This window comes from Streptomyces sp. NBC_00989 (assembly GCF_045162655.1).
Taxonomy (GTDB): domain Bacteria; phylum Actinomycetota; class Actinomycetes; order Streptomycetales; family Streptomycetaceae; genus Streptomyces.
In genome coordinates this window covers 1,065,820-1,083,663 of sequence record NZ_CP108728.1, presented here as the reverse complement: position 1 = coordinate 1,083,663, position 17,844 = coordinate 1,065,820, and the positions used below count along the sequence as shown (strand labels likewise).

General features: G+C 70.5%; 21 protein-coding genes. 16 read left to right on the top strand and 5 right to left on the bottom strand.

What is annotated here, in order from left to right:
• Complete coding sequence (locus OG714_RS04910; protein ID WP_406118767.1) at positions 1–1,248, bottom strand: hypothetical protein; 1,248 nt, start codon at positions 1,246–1,248, stop codon at positions 1–3.
• Entirely contained in the window at positions 1,248–2,636 is a 1,389-nt protein-coding gene (locus tag OG714_RS04905) for a hypothetical protein (RefSeq protein ID WP_406118766.1), read from the bottom strand. Before OG714_RS04905 ends, OG714_RS04910 begins: the two co-directional genes overlap by 1 nt.
• A gap of 127 nt (positions 2,637–2,763) precedes the next feature.
• On the opposite strand from OG714_RS04905, the gene OG714_RS04900 reads away from it, so the two are divergent.
• From OG714_RS04900 to mftR, 5 genes are all read left to right on the top strand, one after another.
• Entirely contained in the window at positions 2,764–3,186 is a 423-nt protein-coding gene (locus tag OG714_RS04900) for a hypothetical protein (protein ID WP_406118765.1), read from the top strand.
• Positions 3,183–3,473, top strand: a complete 291-nt coding sequence (locus OG714_RS04895; RefSeq protein WP_406118764.1) for a hypothetical protein — start codon at positions 3,183–3,185, stop codon at positions 3,471–3,473. The genes OG714_RS04900 and OG714_RS04895 overlap by 4 nt, the downstream gene beginning before the upstream one ends.
• A 1-nt stretch (position 3,474) precedes the next feature.
• Positions 3,475–3,948 (top strand): hypothetical protein, encoded by a 474-nt coding sequence (locus tag OG714_RS04890; protein ID WP_406118762.1) that lies wholly within the window; start codon positions 3,475–3,477, stop codon positions 3,946–3,948.
• 70 nt (positions 3,949–4,018) lie between these two features.
• Positions 4,019–5,398 (top strand): hypothetical protein, encoded by a 1,380-nt coding sequence (locus OG714_RS04885; protein WP_406118761.1) that lies wholly within the window; start codon positions 4,019–4,021, stop codon positions 5,396–5,398.
• Positions 5,399–5,406: 8 nt separating this feature from the next.
• On the top strand, positions 5,407–6,027 hold the full coding sequence (gene mftR / locus OG714_RS04880; RefSeq protein ID WP_406118760.1) for a mycofactocin system transcriptional regulator: 621 nt from the start codon (positions 5,407–5,409) through the stop codon (positions 6,025–6,027).
• 6 nt (positions 6,028–6,033) lie between these two features.
• Here the strand turns inward: mftR and mftG are convergent, their stop codons facing one another.
• Positions 6,034–7,578, bottom strand: coding sequence for a mycofactocin system GMC family oxidoreductase MftG (gene mftG / locus OG714_RS04875; RefSeq protein ID WP_406118758.1), 1,545 nt, complete (start codon positions 7,576–7,578; stop codon positions 6,034–6,036).
• 135 nt (positions 7,579–7,713) lie between these two features.
• Here mftG and mftA point away from each other — a divergent pair, with 135 nt between their 5' ends.
• The 9 genes from mftA to OG714_RS04830 all read left to right on the top strand — a co-directional run bounded on the left by mftA (position 7,714) and on the right by OG714_RS04830 (position 15,368).
• The gene (gene mftA / locus OG714_RS04870) at positions 7,714–7,851 is read left to right on the top strand and encodes a mycofactocin precursor MftA (RefSeq protein ID WP_406118757.1); all 138 of its coding nucleotides are present in this window, start codon (positions 7,714–7,716) and stop codon (positions 7,849–7,851) included.
• A 9-nt stretch (positions 7,852–7,860) separates the two neighbouring features.
• Entirely contained in the window at positions 7,861–8,136 is a 276-nt protein-coding gene (gene mftB / locus OG714_RS04865) for a mycofactocin biosynthesis chaperone MftB (RefSeq protein WP_406118755.1), read from the top strand.
• On the top strand, positions 8,133–9,347 hold the full coding sequence (gene mftC, locus OG714_RS04860; protein WP_406118753.1) for a mycofactocin radical SAM maturase: 1,215 nt from the start codon (positions 8,133–8,135) through the stop codon (positions 9,345–9,347). The genes mftB and mftC overlap by 4 nt, the downstream gene beginning before the upstream one ends.
• Positions 9,348–9,377: 30 nt before the next feature.
• The gene (gene mftD, locus OG714_RS04855) at positions 9,378–10,568 is read left to right on the top strand and encodes a pre-mycofactocin synthase MftD (protein WP_406118752.1); all 1,191 of its coding nucleotides are present in this window, start codon (positions 9,378–9,380) and stop codon (positions 10,566–10,568) included.
• A 5-nt stretch (positions 10,569–10,573) separates the two neighbouring features.
• The gene (gene mftE / locus OG714_RS04850; RefSeq protein ID WP_406118750.1) at positions 10,574–11,335 is read left to right on the top strand and encodes a mycofactocin biosynthesis peptidyl-dipeptidase MftE; all 762 of its coding nucleotides are present in this window, start codon (positions 10,574–10,576) and stop codon (positions 11,333–11,335) included.
• Positions 11,332–12,717 carry a mycofactocin biosynthesis glycosyltransferase MftF gene (gene mftF, locus OG714_RS04845; RefSeq protein ID WP_406118748.1) on the top strand — a complete coding sequence of 462 codons (1,386 nt, stop codon included), beginning with the start codon at positions 11,332–11,334 and terminating at the stop codon, positions 12,715–12,717. Before mftE ends, mftF begins: the two co-directional genes overlap by 4 nt.
• A gap of 120 nt (positions 12,718–12,837) precedes the next feature.
• Positions 12,838–14,019, top strand: coding sequence for a hydroxylase (locus OG714_RS04840; protein WP_406118747.1), 1,182 nt, complete (start codon positions 12,838–12,840; stop codon positions 14,017–14,019).
• 40 nt (positions 14,020–14,059) lie between these two features.
• Positions 14,060–14,578: a flavin reductase family protein gene (locus OG714_RS04835; protein ID WP_406118746.1), complete on the top strand. Its 519-nt coding sequence runs from the start codon at positions 14,060–14,062 to the stop codon at positions 14,576–14,578.
• Positions 14,579–14,627: 49 nt separating this feature from the next.
• Positions 14,628–15,368, top strand: a complete 741-nt coding sequence (locus tag OG714_RS04830) for a hypothetical protein (protein ID WP_406118745.1) — start codon at positions 14,628–14,630, stop codon at positions 15,366–15,368.
• 10 nt (positions 15,369–15,378) lie between these two features.
• Here the strand turns inward: OG714_RS04830 and OG714_RS04825 are convergent, their stop codons facing one another.
• Positions 15,379–15,807 carry a nitroreductase family deazaflavin-dependent oxidoreductase gene (locus tag OG714_RS04825; RefSeq protein WP_406118744.1) on the bottom strand — a complete coding sequence of 143 codons (429 nt, stop codon included), beginning with the start codon at positions 15,805–15,807 and terminating at the stop codon, positions 15,379–15,381.
• 121 nt (positions 15,808–15,928) lie between these two features.
• Here OG714_RS04825 and OG714_RS04820 point away from each other — a divergent pair, with 121 nt between their 5' ends.
• Positions 15,929–16,594: a TetR/AcrR family transcriptional regulator gene (locus OG714_RS04820; protein WP_406118743.1), complete on the top strand. Its 666-nt coding sequence runs from the start codon at positions 15,929–15,931 to the stop codon at positions 16,592–16,594.
• Between the two features lie 87 nt (positions 16,595–16,681).
• On the opposite strand, the gene OG714_RS04815 is transcribed toward OG714_RS04820, so the two are convergent.
• On the bottom strand, positions 16,682–17,341 hold the full coding sequence (locus tag OG714_RS04815) for a hypothetical protein (protein WP_406118742.1): 660 nt from the start codon (positions 17,339–17,341) through the stop codon (positions 16,682–16,684).
• A gap of 131 nt (positions 17,342–17,472) precedes the next feature.
• Between OG714_RS04815 and OG714_RS04810 the strand changes: the two genes are divergently transcribed.
• Entirely contained in the window at positions 17,473–17,814 is a 342-nt protein-coding gene (locus OG714_RS04810) for a hypothetical protein (RefSeq protein ID WP_406118740.1), read from the top strand.
• Positions 17,815–17,844 lie beyond the last annotated feature (30 nt).

Genomic DNA, 17,844 nt, shown 5'->3' with positions numbered 1-17,844 from the left:
TCAGTAGTCCTCATCGGTGGTGGCGGCGGCGATCTCGGCGAGGAACGGACCCGAACTGCCGTCGTGCGGCGGCGAGTTGGACGCGAGGGGCTGTGCCGCTGTCGCGAGGCGCCGTCGGACCAGCGCGCGGACCGAGTCACGGTCGACGCCGCCCTCCGGCCCCGGCCCCGGGTCGAAGCCGGGCAACAGCACACCGAGTTCGATACGCGGCTGCGTCTCTCCGGCGGGGAGGTCCAGTTCCGCGCGGCCGGTCCACACGTCGACCCGCCTGGAGAGGGGCACCCGGTTCCGGGGACCGTCGTTCACCCGGACCTCCGCCGCGAGAGGTACGGCGGCGACGGGCGCAGCGCTGTGGGCGACGACCTCGACCTCGATCTGCCGTCGCGCGCCGAGTGCGCGGGCGGTCCAGGACACCGCGGTCTCGGAGGCGTCGACGAAGCCGGGCGGGTAGCGGCGCCAGTCGTTGGTCCCCGAGCCCCGCGCGATCAACCGGCCGCCCGCGACGAGCGGTTCGCCCGCGGCAAGGGCGTAGTCGCCGTGCCGTACGAACAGCGCGACGGGGTCGACCGAAGCGCCGTCCGGGCGGGGTCGGGCCAGGGACGACCGAAGGCGGCGCAGGGCTTCCGAGTCCAGTCCGGCGCTGTCCGCCGCGTCGTCGACCGACCGCAGAACGCGCTCCAGCCGGCGTGCCGTGTCCGTCGACGGCGGTGTGGCGTGCCACCACTGGATCAGCGGGTCGAGGGCGACCTGGTGTTCCTCGATCAACTCGGCCACGCAGTCGTCGGGTTGATCACCGTCGTCGTCGAACAACTGCTGGCACTCGTGGGTGAGCGCGGCCAACTCCAACCCGAGCACGTCCGGTTGGAGCGCGGCGATTCCGTCCAGGTGCGACGCCGGCCACCACCGCGCCGCCCAGTGCCCGAAGCCGAGCCGGGCGGCGCTGCCCGCGAGCGGCGCCATGTCCGCGGACAGCCGCACATCGACCAACTCGCCTGCCGCACAGGCGTGCACGGCAGCGGCGACGCGCTCGCCGTAGACCGCCCACAGCCACTGCTGCGCCCGCCCCGCGTCATGGATCTCGGCCATGGGCGGACCGGGAGCCGCCAGGACGGACCAGGCGAGCACCGCCCCGGCGACGTCGAGAACCGCACGTGTGCAGTCCGGAGCGGCGACAGGACCGGCCGTGCTGATTCGGATCGCGCCGTCGTCGCCGCGCGCGACATGGACGTCGACGAAGGCCCCCGCCATCACGCGCTCCTCGCCTCGGCCGCCTCGGCCACGGCGGCAGGTGGTGCCGCCGATGCCGTCAACGTCCGTAGCGCCGACCGGACTCGGGCCCGGTGGTCCATCATCACGGAGCGGGCGACCCCGTCGAGCACCGCCCAGGCCGACGCCGCATCGGCGAGTGGCGCGGCACGGACGTCCCGCCCGTGCAACCGCACCCAGAGCCGCCGCATATAGGCGGTCCAGGGCGTACGGAGATCCTGGGCGAGGGCGTCCAGCACCCCGCCGTCCGGATCAGGGCGGGGTGAGACGGTCATCCGGCGGGCGCGCAGGACCGAAGCCTCCCTGCGCCAACGGCTGTTGACGGCTCGGTGTGCCGCGGTCCGCCCCGGCGCGGGCTCCTCGATGCCCAACGGGTCTAGGCCGACGGCGAGTTGACCGCCGAGCAGGACGGCGACGCGCAGGGTCTCGTCGTACAGACCGAGCGGAGCGCAGCTGCGGCCGACCTCCCGCCCGACGAGTTCCGGCACCGTGGGTAGTTCCTCGCGCCGAGCCGACGACTGGAGCACGACGAAGAGCCGCTCGAAGAGCGTGCGGTCCAGCGGCGCGGGCAGCGTGGCCGTCGAAGCACCCCGACCGACCCGCGGTCGCGGCGGCAACCGCCGTTCGGTCAGCCCGAGATGGGCCGGTAGACCGTCGCGCCCCCAGACCCCGCTCGCGTGCGTCCACAGGGCCCGGCCGAGCAGCCCGCCGTGTCCGGCCTCGACCATGGACGTGTACGACGGTGAGTCCTTCGGCGCCTCCACCCCACCGCACGCCTCCAGAACCTCACCCGCCAGCGCGACCGCAGCGGCCGTATCGGCGCCCGGAGCCGGCTGACGCCCGTCCCACGCGATGCCCAACTCCGCCTCCAGCCGGGCGTGTTGGGCGGCATCCGCCAGATACCGCTTCAGCGTGTCGACCGTACGGCCGCCGTCCGCGTCCGCGACGTCCTCGACGACGGCCCTGGCCAACGCGCCCGCGCCGGCGGCGGGTTCACCGTGTTCGGCGGCCAGTTCGAAGCACCGCTGGAAGTACAGATCCTGGGGGTTGCCCGCCACGACGCCCAGCGCCCGGCGGGTCCGCTTGAGCAGGGTGAACCACTGGGCCGTGGCGACGAGCCGCGTCCCGGACTCCCGTATCAGCGCGTCGAGACGCTCGGCAGGCTCCGGCGCGAGGAAGTCCACCGCGAGGTCGGGATGCAGTCCCGGCCTGACGATCAACGGCAGCAGGATCAGCTTGACGGTCCGGGTCAGCGGGGCGCCGCCGGGGCCGCTCAGCGATTCCAGCCCCGGTCCCAGGGCACGCCAGGCGCCGTCGATGACCATGACGCGCGGTCGGCGCTCGCCGGACGGCTGGCTGGGAAGCGGCATGTCAGGAGGGTACGTCGTCCGAGATCGGGCGGGCGAACCTGGGATCGGTAGGCGATCGGGGCCGCCTAGCGTCCACGGGGACAGCGGGAAACACGGGAATCCACCCCGACCAGAAGGAGCAGCCGTCATGGGAATCTTCGGGCGTCGCAAGAGTCGCGAGGAGCGGGCCGCCGAGATCGCGGGCCAGGTGGCCAGCGGCAAGGGTTTCTACGGCCGAACCACCCGGGCGTTCCTCGGCAACGAGGACTTCGCCAGGGTCCAGCAGTCGATCGGTGCGTACAACTCGAGTCTCGGAGTACAGCAGTTGCTCGCGGCGGGGGTGCCGACCACGACCGCCGTCGTCGTGTCGATCGCCGACACCGGCCAATTGGTCAACCACGACCCGGTAGTTGACCTGGTCGTGCAGCCCACGGGGAGGACCGACCGGATCGCCCTGCAGACCGTGGTCTCCAAGCTGCGCATCCCTCGCACCGGCGACCAGGTCCTGCTGGTGGCCGACCCGGCCAACCCCGGCGGCTACCTCTACGCCGGGGACGGCGTGGCACCGTGACGCGGACCCCGTTCTCCGAAGTGCCGCTGACCGACTCCACGATGCTCTCCTTCGACGGCCGCGTGCTGGAGGTGTTCGGCGAGATCGACGCCGGCCGCTACCACATCCGGGAGGAGCCCCGTCTGGAGTTCCGCCCCGGCCGAAGCCGCATGCTGGTGATCCGCACCCGCCCCAACAGACGACGCCAGACCGTCTTCTACGACCCGTCCCGCCGCGCCGGCCTGCAAGCCCTGGCGGAGCGGCTGGAGTTGCTGGAGCGGAGCGGGCCCGAGGGCTCGGAGACCTGACATGACCGACGGCGGAGCCCGTCCCGAGCCGGTACGGATGCGGCTGATCGATCATGTCGGCCCGAGGGATGCCGTGTTCCTGTACGCCATCTCCGCCGTGCTGGTCCTGTGCGGCCCGGTCATGCTGGGCTTCGCCCTCTTCACCGCCGCGGACCTCATGGTCATGGGCGTCGTGTTCACGGTGGTCTTCGTTCCCGTGGGCCTGGGGTTGTGGGGCAACACGGTCGTCGAGAGGGAGCAGAACCGGCGGCTGGACGCCGTAGGGGTGCCGGCGACCGCGGAGATCACCGACCTGACCGACTTCGCGTCGGACGGGGAGAGTTCCGGCGTCGAGGTCGGTCTGCGTGTCAGCGGGCCGGGGCTGCGGACGTTCGAGACGACCTGGAGACGTACATACCATCCCGCCCTGCGCCTGGGCCGTCGGCTCGCGGCGGTGGTGGACCTGTCCGGCGGGCGGTTCCGCATCGAGCTGTGAGCGAGTGGGAAGAGCGTGTGCCCATCCGGCGGGTGCACGGACAGACCGAGTGCCTGGAGGAGAAGGGACTGTGCGCAGTCATACGGGTGTGTTCGTGGGCAATCTGGTGTTCATCGCGGTCTGCCTCTCCGCGGCGCCGTTTTTCCTCCTCGTCGGGTACTTCGGCTGGAGCGACCATCCCGGCTGGGACTGGCCGGCGATGATGATCGCGCTCGGGCTGGGCGGCACGGTCATGATCCCCGTCGTGGCGATCACCGCCACGCGCCAGGGATATCCCCGGATCACGCGCAGGGACCGCGTGAAGGGCGGGACCTCCCGGTGTCCGGACGACACCTTCGTGATGTGGGCGCCCCGATCCCAACAGGGCCCGGCGCGGGCGCGGTTGGTGCGGGCGGACGTACTGGAGGCGTCACTGGCCCGGTACAACCCGGACGGCGAGTCGACCTTCACGACCCACTACGGCGACTACACGCCCGACGAGTTCACACCGCTGATCAGACTGAGGCTGCGGGTGCGCGACGCCGAGGAGACCGACGGGACCGCCGGGTTCGAGGTGACGGGGGAGTGGCGGGTGCCGTCCCTGTGTTTGTCGGCGATCACGGCGGGACGCCTGGTCGTCCTCGTCGACGACCTCGCCACTCCGGGGGCTCGGCGAACGGTCACCCCCGACTGGTCGCGCAGCAACCTGCTCGCCGGCACGAGAACCTGCCGGGTGATCGACCTCGAAGGCCGAACGACCGACGTGACAGGGCGAGTTGACCGCCAGCTCGGGCAGATGCGGATCTCACGGGAGGTCGGAGCGGTCGCCATGAACGGCGACACGATCGACCTCCGGCGCCTGGACCCGCACACGGCCGCACGCTACGCCGCCCTCGCCGACCGGGACCGCGCCCTCCCCGAGGAACGGGCACCGGTGAGCGAGCCCGGCGAGGAAGCCCGCCGGCTCGCGGACCAACTGCCGGGCGAGAGAGCCGCGTTCGGCTCGGTCGGCCGGCGATGGTCACGCCGGGGCGGTGCCCTGGCGCTTGGCCGCTTCCTGGAGATGCGCGCCAGGACCACATTCCAGGACCACGGCCCCGTCCTCGACACGGTCCTGCGCGTCCAACCGGCGGACGGCACACCCCCGTTCGACGCCACCCGGCGCCTGACGGTGCCGATGGACTACCTGACCGTCCTCCACCGCACCAAGGAGGTCGTCCTCGTCGCCAGCCCGAACGGCGTCTCGTACGACGTCGACTGGGCCCGCACCAGCCTCCTCGCGGGTATCACCGCGGCCAAGGTCATCACCCCGGACGGCCGTGAACTCCTTCTGACGGAACGGCCCGACACGGTCTGGGCCCTGATGAACCTGCTGGCCTCCCACGGCCTCTCGAACCCGAGCCCCGTCCTCGATCTGCGCAAGTCCCGGATGAGAGCGGCGGCGGGCATCCTGATGGACGTCTGTGCATGATGTGCGCTGTGGACGGTGAGAACGGACAGCGACAGACCAGAACGGGCCGACCGCCCGCGACCTCGCGTGCCGCACTGGAGCAGGTGGGCTTCGAACTGTTCGCACGGCAGGGGTTCGACCGGACGACCGTCGACGACATCGCCACCGCGGCAGGCATCGGCCGTCGTACCTTCTTCCGCTATTTCGCCTCCAAGAACGACCTGGTGTGGGGCGACTTCGAGGCCGAACTGGTCAAGCTAGACGGCCTGTTGGCGGCGACCGATGACGCCGTCCCGATGATGGACGCGCTGCGTGGCGCGGTCGTCGAGTTCAATCGCTTCGACCCGGCGGCAGTGCCCTGGCACCGGCAGCGCATGGCGCTCATCCTGCGGGTCCCGACGCTGCAGGCCGACTCGACCGTGCGCTACGCCTCGTGGCGGACACTCGTCACGGAGTTCGCCGCACGGCGCACGGGCAGGGTGTCCTCGGACCTGCTGCCCCGGCTGATCGGCCACACCGTCCTCGCCGCGTGCGTCGCCGCGTACGAACACTGGCTGGCGGACGAACAGGCGGTCCTGGGCGATCTGTTGGACCAGGGTCTGCGACAGCTCGCGGCCGGCTTCGACGGCCCGGCCCCGGCCCGTCCCTGAACCGGGTCACGGCAGGTCACGTCGCATGGCGTCGGCGACGAGTTCGCCGACGAGGACGGCGGTGGCCGCAGGCCCGCGCAACGGCGGAGTCGGCAGGATCGACGTGTCCGCGACGCGCAGCCCGACGATGCCGTGCACGCGACCGTAGTGGTCGACGGCCGTTCCCGGATCACCGGCGGGGCCCATGGGAACCGTGCCGCAGGTGTGGTGCGAGGTGCCGAGGTGTGTCTCGACCCATCGGTCGAGCATCCGGTCGTCCGCCAATACCTCCGGTCCCGGCTCCACGAGCCCCCGGGACACCTCCTCGAACGCGTCGGTGGCGGTCAACGCGGCCGTGGCGCGGGCGACTTCGCGCAGGCGGCGGCGGTCCTCGGCGGTCTCCAGATAGCCGTAGTCGAGCCTCGGGGGAGTGGCCGCGTCCACGGAACACGTGCGCAGCCGGCCGCTGAGCCGGGGCGACTGGACGGCCGCCAGAAACGCGAGCGGTGCGCCGGGCACGGTCACCGTTCCGCCGACCAGTCCGGCCATGGGGACGAGTGACTGGAGGATCTCCAGATCGCCGGGGTGGTCGCCGTCCGACGAGGACAGGTGGAGGCAGCCGCCGAGCCAGGAGTCCACGGCCTCGGGCATCGGCCGCCGGGGCTGCCACTCCAGCACCAGCTGCGGATGGTCGCCGAACCGGGCTCCTACGGCGGGGGAGTCCACGGCCACCGGAATGCCCAGGCGCCTCAACTCGTCGCCAGGTCCGATGCCCGACAGATGCAGTAGCTGGGGGGAGCGGAACGCCCCGGCGCACAGCACGACCTCACCGCACTCCAGAGTCGTACGACGCCCGTCACGCTCGACGACCACGCCGGTCGCCCGGCCTCGCTCGATGACGACTCCGGTCACCGAACTGCCGCCCTCCACGGTGAGGTTGGGGCGATCGAGTGCGTCCAGCAGATAGGCGACACCGGTGTTGACGCGTATCCCGTCCACGGAGTTGGACGGCACGGGCCCGAACCCGGGAGCGCCCTGGGCGTTCTTGTCGGGCTCCTCGGGATACCCCGACTCCCGCGTGGCCGACCGGAATGCCACGGCGGCGGGGTGCCGCAGACCCGCCCGCCGGATCCGCACCGGACCCCCTTCCCCGTGCACCTCGTCGGCGCCGTGGTCGAGATCGGACTCCTGCGAGCGCAGCAACGGAAGCACCCGGTCGTACGACCAGGCGGCGCCCCCTACGGCCGACCAGCGCTCGAAGTCCGCGCGCCGAGCCCGTACGAAGTAGCCGCCGTTGACAGTGGTCGACCCACCGAGAAAGCACCCCCGCACGACCGTGTACGGCCGACGCGGCGTGAGACGGACCGCGTACGGCTGGACGGCGGGATGCCCGGGCTGCGCGCCCGGGACGAAGCGCGCGTCCAGCAACTCCGTTGTGAAGGCCGCCTGTTGACGCGGCACGGGACCCGCCTCCAGCACCAGCACGGTGCGGTCGGAGTCCTCGCTGAGCCGTGCGGCAAGCGGCGCGCCACTGCCTCCCGCACCGACGACGATGACGTCCGGATGCCTCAATCGGACCCCGGAACTGGCGTAGACCGATCGGTCGAAAGAATCATGGCCTCTCCCTCTTCACTTTCGGCACCGAGTGCCATTACTGTCGACCGCGCAGTCGCCCGGATGCCCAGCCGGATGCCCAGGGAGAGTCGCATGAACGAGCTCCAGCCCCTACCGACCGTCCCGGCCAACGAGAACCAGGCCGAAGAACCCGTCACGGAACAGCAGTTGATCGAGGCCGACGACCTCATCGAGGAGATCTCCATCGACGGCATGTGCGGTGTCTACTAGGCCGCCCGCGTGACCGCGCCGGCCCTCGACCGCGCCCTCGGTCTGCACCCCCAGGTCTCGGTGCGGCCGGAACCGTTCGGTGCGCTCCTCTACCACTTCGGGACCCGCAGACTGACGTTCCTCAAGGACCGCAGACTGCTCGCCGTCGTCGAGTCCCTCGCGGACGCCCCCACGGCCCGCGACGCCTGCCTGGCGGCCGGCGTCGAAGAGGCCGAACTGCCGCGCTACGGCAAGGCGTTGGCCGCACTCGCCGAGTCGTCGATGCTCGTCGGAAGGACCTCATGACCGCCACAGTCGGCACCACACGGCTGGTCGACCTCTTCGAGTCCGGACTCGGCGCGCCGATCTGCCTCACCTGGGAACTGACCTACGCCTGCAACCTGGCCTGCACCCACTGCCTCTCCAGCTCCGGCCGCCGTGACCCGCGCGAGCTGACCACCGCCGAAGCCAAGGCGGTCATCGACGAGTTAGAGGCCATGCAGGTCTTCTACGTCAACATCGGCGGCGGAGAGCCGACTGTCCGCGCCGACTTCTGGGAACTCCTCGACTACGCCACCGCCCACCATGTCGGCGTGAAGTTCTCCACCAACGGGGTCCGCATCACGCCCGAGGCGGCTCGACGGCTCGCCGCCAACGACTACGTGGACGTCCAGATCTCCCTCGACGGCGCGACCGCCGACGTCAACGACGCGGTACGCGGCGCCGGTTCGTACGCGACGGCGCTGCGGGCGATGGAGAACCTCGCCGCCGCCGACATGCGGAACTTCAAGCTCTCCGTGGTCTGCACCCGCCACAACATCCCCCAACTGGACGAGTTCAAGGATCTCGCCGACCGCTACGGCGCCCAACTCCGTCTGACCCGGCTGCGCCCCTCCGGCCGCGGAGCCGACGTCTGGGACGACCTCCACCCGACCGCGGCACAGCAACGCGAGCTGTACGACTGGCTGTTGGCCCACGGCGACAACGTCCTGACCGGAGACTCCTTCTTCCACCTCTCCGCCTACGGCGAAGCGCTCCCCGGCCTCAACCTGTGCGGTGCCGGACGCGTCGTCTGCCTGATCGACCCGGTCGGCGACGTCTACGCCTGCCCCTTCGCCATCCACGACGAGTTCCTCGCCGGCAACGTCCGCGCACCCGGCGGCTTCACCGAGGTGTGGCGCGGCTCGGAACTGTTCGCGCGACTGCGCACCCCGCAGCACGGCGGAGCCTGCGCGTCCTGCGCGTTCTACGACACCTGCAAGGGCGGCTGCATGGCCGCCAAGTTCTTCACCGGACTGCCCTTGGACGGCCCCGACCCCGAGTGCGTGCAGGGGTACGGCGAACAGCAGCTCGCCCAGCGTGCCGAGGACGGTGCGGACCTCCCCAAACCGTCCGCCGACCACTCCCGGCGACGACCTGTCGACCTTGTCCTCACCCGACGCCGGGACCTGGAACGGCCCCCGGTCGCCGAGTGCGCCGAGGACCCCCTGGCCGGACTGCGCCTCGGCCGGCCGTAGCGGAAGAGTTCAGACGAAGGGACGCGGCACATGGGCAGGAACCCCTGGTTCGAGACGGTCGCCGAAGCACAGCGCCGGGCGAGGAAACGCCTGCCGAGCGCGGTGTACGGAGCGCTCGTCGCGGGCTCGGAGCGCGGTCGTACGATCGACGCCAATACGGCCGCGTTCGCCGAACTGGGCTTCGCGCCCAGGGTCGTCGGCCACCACGCGGAGCGCGACCTGTCCACGACCGTGCTCGGGGTGCCCACCTCGCTCCCGGTGCTCATCTCGCCGACAGGTGTGCAGGCCGTGGACCCCGAGGGCGAGGTCGCCGTCGCCCGGGCGGCGGCGAGCAGGGGTGTCGTCATGGGCCTGAGTTCCTTTGCCAGCAAGCCGGTTGAGGAAGTCGCCGCCGCTCAGCCGGACTTCTTCTACCAGCTGTACTGGAGCGGCACGCGGGCGACGATGACGCAGCGCATGGACCGGGCCAGGGAGGCCGGTGCCAAGGCGCTCATCGTCACTCTCGACTGGTCCTTCTCCCACGGCCGGGACTGGGGGAGCCCGGCCATCCCGGACAAGCTCGACCTGAAGACCATGCTGAGGTTCGCGCCCGACGTGCTGCCCCACCCTGGCTGGCTGCTCCGGTTCGCCAGGTCCCGCCGCCTGCCCGACCTTTCGGTCCCCAACTTGCGGCCCCCGGGCGGCGAGGCACCCGCCTTCTTCGGCGCCTACGGCGAGTGGATGCGGACCACACCCCCGACCTGGGAGGACGTGACGTGGCTGCGCAAGGAGTGGGGAGGGCCCTTCCTGCTCAAGGGAGTCACCCGTGTCGACGACGCCAGGCGGGCCGTGGACGCCGGAGTGTCCGCCCTGTCCGTCTCCAACCACGGCGGCAACAACCTCGACACCACCCCCGCCACCATCCGGGTACTCCCGGCGATAGCGGACGCGGTCGGCGCGCAGATCGAAGTGCTCCTCGACGGCGGTGTGCGGCGGGGCGGAGACGTGGCCAAGGCCCTCGCGCTGGGCGCCCGCGCCGTCCTGATCGGGCGCGCCTGTCTGTGGGGCCTGGCGGCGAACGGACAGGCCGGCGTCGAGAACGTCCTGGACATCCTCCGTGGCGGCCTCGACTCGGCTGTCCTGGGCCTCGGGCACTCCTCCGTCCGCGAGTTGACCCCGGACGACCTGGTCGTACCCCCGGGCTTCCCCCTCGTCCTGGGCCGCGACGCCCCGGCCGCCTGAGCACGGTGCGAAACGACCCGGCGACCGAACTCGCCCACACCGCCTGGCCGGACGTTCCGTCCGGCGTACTGGTCCTGCTGCCGATCGGGTCCACCGAACAGCACGGCCCGCATCTGCCGCTCGACACGGACAGTGTCATCGCCGAGGCCGTCGCGCGGCGCGCGGCAACCGCCCTCCCCGGGACGCTAGTTGCACCCACACTTGCCTACGGCGCGAGCGGCGAGCACGCGGGTTTCCCCGGCACCGTCTCGATCGGCCACGAAGCGCTGTGTGCCGTGCTGGTGGAGGCGGTGCGCTCGCTGTCGCTGTGGGCCGGACGGATCGTCCTGGTCAACGGCCACGGCGGCAACACCGTCACTCTCGACACCGCCGTACGCCTGCTGCGCACCGAAGGCCACGACGTGGCCTGGACCGGCTGCGTCGTGTCCGGAGGTGACGCGCACGCCGGGCGCACCGAGACCTCGGTGATGCTCCATCTCGCCCCGGATCAGGTGCGGTTGGACGCGGCGGTCGCCGGTGACACCCGGCCGCTGGCCGCCCTCCTCCCGGAGCTGATGGCCCACGGGGTCCGCGCCGTCTCCTCCTCCGGCGTCCTCGGGGACCCGACCGGCGCCTCGGCGGCGGAGGGACGCAGGGCGACGGACGCGATGGTGTCGGCCGCGGTCCGCCGGATCACAGCTTGGACCGTGGACTGCCGGGGCCGGCTCACCGAGCCCGAACATCCGCCCATACCCAAGGAGTTGGACCAACAGGTGATACGGCCATGACGCTGCCCGCCGGCTTCCTGGTCGAACTCGACCGGCACACCCGGATCGTCGACGGCGGCCGGGCCTTGGTCGGCGGCTTCCCGACCCGGCTGATCCGGCTGACCCCGCGGGCCCAACGGCTCTTCACCGGGCGGACGTTGCGGGTGCGGGACGCGGCGAGCTCGCTTCTCGCGGACCGGCTGCTGGACCTCGGCATGGCCAATCCGGTCGTCGCCGCGCTGCCCCCGCCCACCGACCCCCGCTGCACGGTCGTCGTGCCGGTCCGTGACCGGCCACACCAACTCGCCCGTCTGCTCGGCAGTGTTGGCGGCAACCACCCCGTGATCGTGGTCGACGACGCGTCACGGCACCCGAAGTCCGTCGCCGCTGTCGCAGCGGAACACGGAGCCACGCTGGTCGCCCTGACCACGAACATCGGACCGGCCGGCGCCCGCAACGCCGGACTCCGGCTCGTCACGACTCCCTTCGTGGTGTTCGCCGACTCCGACATCGTGCTCGCCCCCGACACCGTGCCCACCCTCCTCCGGCACTTCGCCGACCCGGCCGTCGCCCTGGCCGTACCTCGCATCACCGGGCTGCCCTCGCCTGCTCCGACCTGGGTCGAGCGGTACGAGAACGCCCGCTCCTCCCTCGACCTGGGTGCTCATCCGGCCGGAGTACGACCCGGCAGCCCCGTCTCGTGGGCGTCCTCGGCCTGCGTCGTCGCGCGGGTGGACGCCCTGAAGGAGGGCTTCGACGAGCGGATGCGGGTCGGCGAGGACGTCGACCTGTGCTGGCGGCTGATCGAACAGGGCCGGCGGCTGCGCTACGAGCCGGCCGCCGAGGCGGCACACGAACACCGGGCGCGGCTCGACGACTGGCTGCTGCGCAAGGCCGTCTACGGCACCGGCGCGCAGCCCCTCGCCGAACGCCACCCGCGGTTCATCGCCCCGGTCGTGTTCGCCCCCTGGAGCGTGGCACTCCTCACCGCGCTGCTCGCCCAGCGCAGGTGGTCGGTGCCCGTCGCGGGGGCCGTCCTCGTGGGCGTCACCCTGAGGATCGGCCGAAAGATGGACGGCATCCAGCACCCGCACCGGCTGGCCGTGCGGCTCACGGCCAACGGGGCGCTGGCCACTCTGGCCCAGACCTCGGCCCTCTTCAACCGGCACTGGTGGCCGCTCACAGTCGTGGGCTGCGTGGCGTCCCGCCGCGTGCGCAGGGCGGCGGCGGTGGCCGCGCTGGCCGACATCGCCCTTGAGTACCGGCGCGACCGGGTCCCTCTCGACCCGGTCCGCTACGGCGTCGCGCGCCGCCTCGACGACCTCGCCTACGGGGCCGGCGTGTGGCTGTCCGCCCTCAAGGGCCGCTCCATCGCGGCCCTGCTGCCTCGTATCACCCGCTGACTCCGCGGTCCCGGTCAGCGGAACGGGCTCAGCGGGTGGTCGGCCCGGAAATGACACTGGGATCATCCCGCCGCGCGTGTGCGGCACTTGCGAGGTATCAGTCAGCAGGAGGTGTGCGGCGTGACGCATGAAGTGGTCAACCGTGTCGAGGATCTCGGGTCCGAACTGGCCGCACTCGCCGAAGAGAACGAGAAACTGGGCAGGTTGAGCGACCGGACCGTCGAACTGCTCCGCGCGGCAGGCGTGATCCGACTCCTGCAACCCAAGGAGTTCGGCGGCCACAGCGCCCACCCCCGGGACTTCGCGGAAGCGGTGATGGCCGTCGCACGGCACGACGGGGCCGCGGGCTGGGTGTGCGGTGTCGTCGGCGTACACCCCTGGGAACTGGCCCAGTTGGATCCCCGGCTCGCGCACGAGGTGTGGGACGAGAACCCGGACTCCTGGATCGCCTCGCCGTACATGCCGAACGGCATCGCCGACCCCGTGGACGGCGGATACGTCCTCAGCGGACGCTGGCCCTTCTCCTCCGGAAGCGACCACTGCGACTGGGACTTCCTCGGCGCGCTCGTCGGCGACGGCAAGGGCAGGCCGGCAGGCCCGATCTCCGTACTGCATGTCGTCCTGCCGCGCTCGGACTACGAGATCATCGACGGCACCTGGGACGTGATCGGCCTGGCGGGCACCGGCAGCAAGGACGTCGTCGTCGACAAGGCGTTTGTCCCCGCCTACCGCACGATCAAGCAGGAGGCCGTCCAGGAGGGCAGCGCCGCCGAGGCGGTCGGACTCACCGACACCCTCTACAAGTTGCCCTTCAGTTCCATGTTCCCCCTCGGGATCACCGCCGCGGTCATCGGCATCTGCGAGGGCGCGCTGGCCCTCCATCTGTCCCAGCAGCGCGATCGGGTCGCCGTGACCGGGGTCCAGGTACGCGACGACCCCTATGTGCTGTACGCCGCCGGAGAGGCCGCCGCGGAGATCGCCGCCTCACGGGTCCAACTGATCGACGGCATCAGCCGGTTGTACGACCAGGTCGAGGCCGGAAAGCCCGTGTCCATCGAGGATCGGTCGAACGTCCGCCGGAACCAGGTCCGTTGCGCGTGGCGTGCCGTCTCCGCCCTGGACGAGATCTTCGTGCGGTCCGGCGGCAACGCGATCCGACGCGACAACCCGATGCAGCGGTTCTGGCGGGACGCACACGTGGGACTCCAGCACATGATCCACGTCCCCGGATCCGCGTACCACGCCAACGCGCTGGCTCAGATGGGACTTGAGCTGCCCGATGCGATGCGCGTCCTGATCTGACGGCTCGTCAAGAATGAACGTGGGAGAACAAGGAGGGGCCGTGACGGACGCGGTCGAGGGACGCTCGTTCCGTGAGGTGCTCGGGCACTTCCCCACGAGCGTGGTCGCCATCACCACGACGGACGCCGACCGGCAACCCCGGGGAATGATCGTCGGAACCTTCATGTCCGTCTCCCTGGAACCGCCGCTGGTGTCCTTCCTGGTGGACGGTTCCTCCAACACCCTGCGGACGATCCGGACGGCCGGGCGATTCTGCGCCAACGCGCTCGCGGGCAATCAGGAACGCCTTTCCCGGCAGATGGCCGGCGGGCCGAATCGCTTCGAGGGCGCCGACTGGCAGGAATCCCCGCTCGGCAATCCCGTCCTGGACGGAATCGTCGCGTGGGTCGACTGCGCGGTCGAGAAAATCGTCGAACTCGGCGACCACCAACTCGTCGTCGGCCGCGTCCGCACACTCCGCGTCGAGTCGATGAAGACCCCACTGCTCTTCTTCCGCGGTGGTTACGGCGACTATCTGTCGAGCACGACGCTGCTGCTGGACAGGCTCGTCGGCTGGTAGCAGGGGACGAAGTGAGCCGCGCGATTGCGAGATCAAAGGAGATCCGTTGATGCGACAAGACCTGCACTTCAGATTGGAACGCATCTCCGCGTGGTGCGGATTTGTACTGCTGCTGGGGTTCGCCGTCGCTTTCTCCGTCGGCCATCTCATCACGCCGATGGACCCGACGACGAATGCACAGGGCGTTGTCGAATTCCTCACCGACCATCAGACCGGGATCCTCGCCTGCGCCGCGATCATGGTTCTCGTGGTCCCGTTCGAGTACCCGTTCGTCGTCGTGACCAGTATGCAGATGCGCCGTATCGAGGGCGGGTGGGGCCTGCTGTCCATGGTCCAGCTCCTCACCGGCGTCGTCGCACCGATCGGCTTCTTCTTTCCGATCGCGATACTCGCGGCAGCGGCCTATCGACCAGAGAGTCACTCGCCCGACGTGCTCTACGCGATGTCGGACATCTACTGGCTGATGCTGGTGGGCAACGCCTGCATATTCGTCCTCCAGGTCTGGTCGATCGGATACGCGGCACTCGTCGACAACCGTGCCAGGCCGGTGTTCCCCCGCTGGTTCGGCTATCTCAATCTGGTGCTCGGAGTTCTGCTCATTCCGGGCGCCTTCGTCTTCCTCACGAAGACCGGCCCGTTCGCCTGGAACGGACTTCTCGCGAACATGCTTCCCACGGCGGTGTACTTCATCTGGAAGATCGCCACGCCGATCGTGCTGTTGCGCGCCGTGAAATCCGAAGAGGAGGAGGCGGCGGAGGAAGCGGCACCTTCCGAACTGGCGAGCACCTAGCGGCCCGCCGTCAGTGGAGCCCACGGGGGTCGACGATGCGGAACGTGGGATGGTCGGCGGGGTCGGGCAGTTGGCGGAAGGTCTCGGCCACGGTGGGGAAGCGGCCGAACTGTTCGAGGTAGACGGCGATCAGCGGCGGACGCTCTTCGGCCGGCACCTCGACCGCCTCGAACTCCTCGACCCGGCCCCCGCGTCGCAGTCGTCCGCCGTTCGCGGCGCGCAGGTTGCGGGACCACTCGGTGTTGCCGCGGGGCGCGATGAGGTAACGCTCCCCGTCATGATCGAGGACGGCCACCGGCACACTCCGCCAGCGCCCGCTGGTACGCCCGCGGACGCTCAGCGTGCTCAGTACCGACCGCGCGAAGAGCTTGGCCATGCGGTTGCCGATGACCCGTGCTCCCCAGGGCGGGCGGAGGTAAGGAGCGCTCGACGCTGTCATGGAACCTCCTCGGGAAGGTGCTGATACGGAACGTGCTGATATGATTTCTAGGGTGACCCTAAATATAGGGTCACCCTAGATGCTTTGTCTCCCCGAGGCGGAGGTTCGGACAGAGGTGGCGATGGGGCTTCGCGAGTCGAAGAAGGAGCAGACGCGGACACTGATCGCGGACACCGCCTGGCGGCTGTTCGCCGACCGGGGGTTCGACGCCGTGCGGGTCGCCGAGATCGCCCGCGAGGCGTACGTCTCCGAGGCCACCGTCTTCAACTACTTCCCGCGCAAAGAGGACCTGCTCTACTCCCGGCTCGAAGGCTTCGGGGAACGCCTGGTCGCGGCCGTCGACTCCCGGCCCCCGGGCGAGCCGGTCCTGGACGCCGTACGGAACTTCCTCACCGAACCGGCCGGGCTCCTCGCCCAGGTCGAGGCCGGGGAGGGCGAGGCGGTCGTGCGACTGCGGACGGTCAATCGCATGGTCGCGGACAGCCCCACGCTCCGCGCCCGCGAACAGCAGGCGATCGTCGACGCGACAGCCGCACTGGCCGCACGGCTCACCGCCGAGGAGAGCACGGGTCCACGAGGGGCCGTCACCGCGTACGTGGCCGCGAACGCCCTGATGGGTGTCCATCGCGCTCTCATCGACCTCGTACGGAGACGTGTCCTGGCCGACGAGGCGATCGACCGGCTCGCCGCCAACGTCCGTGCGTACGGAGCGGAGGCCTTCGCGCTGCTCGCGCGCGGCTTCGCCGACTACGGTGTACGGCCTGTCGGTTACGGCGATGATTCCTGAACCGGGCAGGTGAGCAGGGGAGTTGCGGGAAGCCGGCGGCCCGTTCGGCCAACCGCCGTGCCGCTTATGGACAGGACTCCCCGAACTTCACCGCGGAGAACTCCACCGGCTGCCACTCAGCTTCGTCCCTGCGGGCGGCTTCTCCGAGCACACCTGCCAGTTCGACTCCAGGAGGATGTAACGCCCTTTACCGGAGGCGTCCTTGACCGTGATCGACGTGCTGGAGCGGAGCGCGTCGCGGGCGGTGTTCACCGACTTTCCCTTGAGGTCCGGCATCGTTCCGCCGGCCGCGGTGGGCGCGGACCGGTCCTTCGCCGGACAGGTCTCGTCCGACTTCACGGCTCCGAAGTCCAGTCGGGTGTCCGTGGACGTGGTCGTACCGGCCTTCACGTTCTGGGAGCAGACCTTCCAGTCCCGGTCGAGGATCTGGTGGCGGTCGCGGCCGAGCGAGTCGTGGGACGTGAGGCTGTAGAAGCCCTGCTTCTGCGCTGCGTCCTGCGCGGACTGGAGACCCATACCGACGAATTCGGGGACGGTCTTGGGGCCGCCTCCGGTCTTGGCGTCGCTGCTCCCGGCGGTGGCTGTGGCGGTTGAACTTCCGCCTGTGCCGGTGGTGTTGTCACATGCGGTGCCGAGGCCGCCGATGACGAGAATGCCTGCGGTGACTCCACCGAGGAGTTTCCGGTCGCGCTTCCTCTTCGGGGGCGACCCGGCGGCCCATGACGGCTGACCTGGTGGCGTAAACATGGAGTTGGACACGGTACGCCCCTGATGTGTGGATGAAGGAACACTGTGTCAGACGCGGGGGCCCGGCCGCACGCTGCGTGACGAACCGTGACAGGTTTCCGGACGGTGTCAGGCAACGGCAGACTGGGCGGATGGACGCAGGACTGGCCGCGCTGCGTTCGGACGAACCCGAACTGCCCGATGTCGATGAGAAGATACGTCGCTTCATCGCCCTTGCCCGTGAGGTCCATCGCGCCGCCGAGGTCGTGATCCTCGAAGGACCGGTCTCCATCGTGAATTTCACCGAACGAGTTGCCGACGCCTCCAGTGGGCTCTCCGAGGTCATGCGGCGGATGGCCAACGACGCTCGCGCCCGGGACGTCACCCGCAAAGCCGAGGACGTGACCCTTGCCGCCGAACGGGAGCGCATCCTCTACCAGGAAGTGAGGGCCTTCCGGGTCGCGGCCCGTGGTGTCATCGGTAACGCCGCCTGATCCCCCGCTACTTGAGGTGCTGCCCCAGGA

Bases quoted from the DNA above. Each gene is read 5' to 3' on its own strand.
- OG714_RS04910 (WP_406118767.1), bottom strand. From the start codon at position 1,248: ATGGCGGGGGCCTTCGTCGACGTCCATGTCGCGCGCGGCGACGACGGC.
- OG714_RS04905 (WP_406118766.1), bottom strand. From the start codon at position 2,636: ATGCCGCTTCCCAGCCAGCCGTCCGGCGAGCGCCGACCGCGCGTCATG.
- OG714_RS04900 (WP_406118765.1), top strand. From the start codon at position 2,764: ATGGGAATCTTCGGGCGTCGCAAGAGTCGCGAGGAGCGGGCCGCCGAG.
- OG714_RS04890 (WP_406118762.1), top strand. From the start codon at position 3,475: ATGACCGACGGCGGAGCCCGTCCCGAGCCGGTACGGATGCGGCTGATC.
- mftA (WP_406118757.1), top strand. From the start codon at position 7,714: ATGAACGAGCTCCAGCCCCTACCGACCGTCCCGGCCAACGAGAACCAG.
- mftC (WP_406118753.1), top strand. From the start codon at position 8,133: ATGACCGCCACAGTCGGCACCACACGGCTGGTCGACCTCTTCGAGTCC.
- mftD (WP_406118752.1), top strand. From the start codon at position 9,378: ATGGGCAGGAACCCCTGGTTCGAGACGGTCGCCGAAGCACAGCGCCGG.
- mftF (WP_406118748.1), top strand. From the start codon at position 11,332: ATGACGCTGCCCGCCGGCTTCCTGGTCGAACTCGACCGGCACACCCGG.
- OG714_RS04830 (WP_406118745.1), top strand. From the start codon at position 14,628: ATGCGACAAGACCTGCACTTCAGATTGGAACGCATCTCCGCGTGGTGC.
- OG714_RS04825 (WP_406118744.1), bottom strand. From the start codon at position 15,807: ATGACAGCGTCGAGCGCTCCTTACCTCCGCCCGCCCTGGGGAGCACGG.
- OG714_RS04820 (WP_406118743.1), top strand. From the start codon at position 15,929: ATGGGGCTTCGCGAGTCGAAGAAGGAGCAGACGCGGACACTGATCGCG.
- OG714_RS04815 (WP_406118742.1), bottom strand. From the start codon at position 17,341: ATGTTTACGCCACCAGGTCAGCCGTCATGGGCCGCCGGGTCGCCCCCG.
- OG714_RS04810 (WP_406118740.1), top strand. From the start codon at position 17,473: ATGGACGCAGGACTGGCCGCGCTGCGTTCGGACGAACCCGAACTGCCC.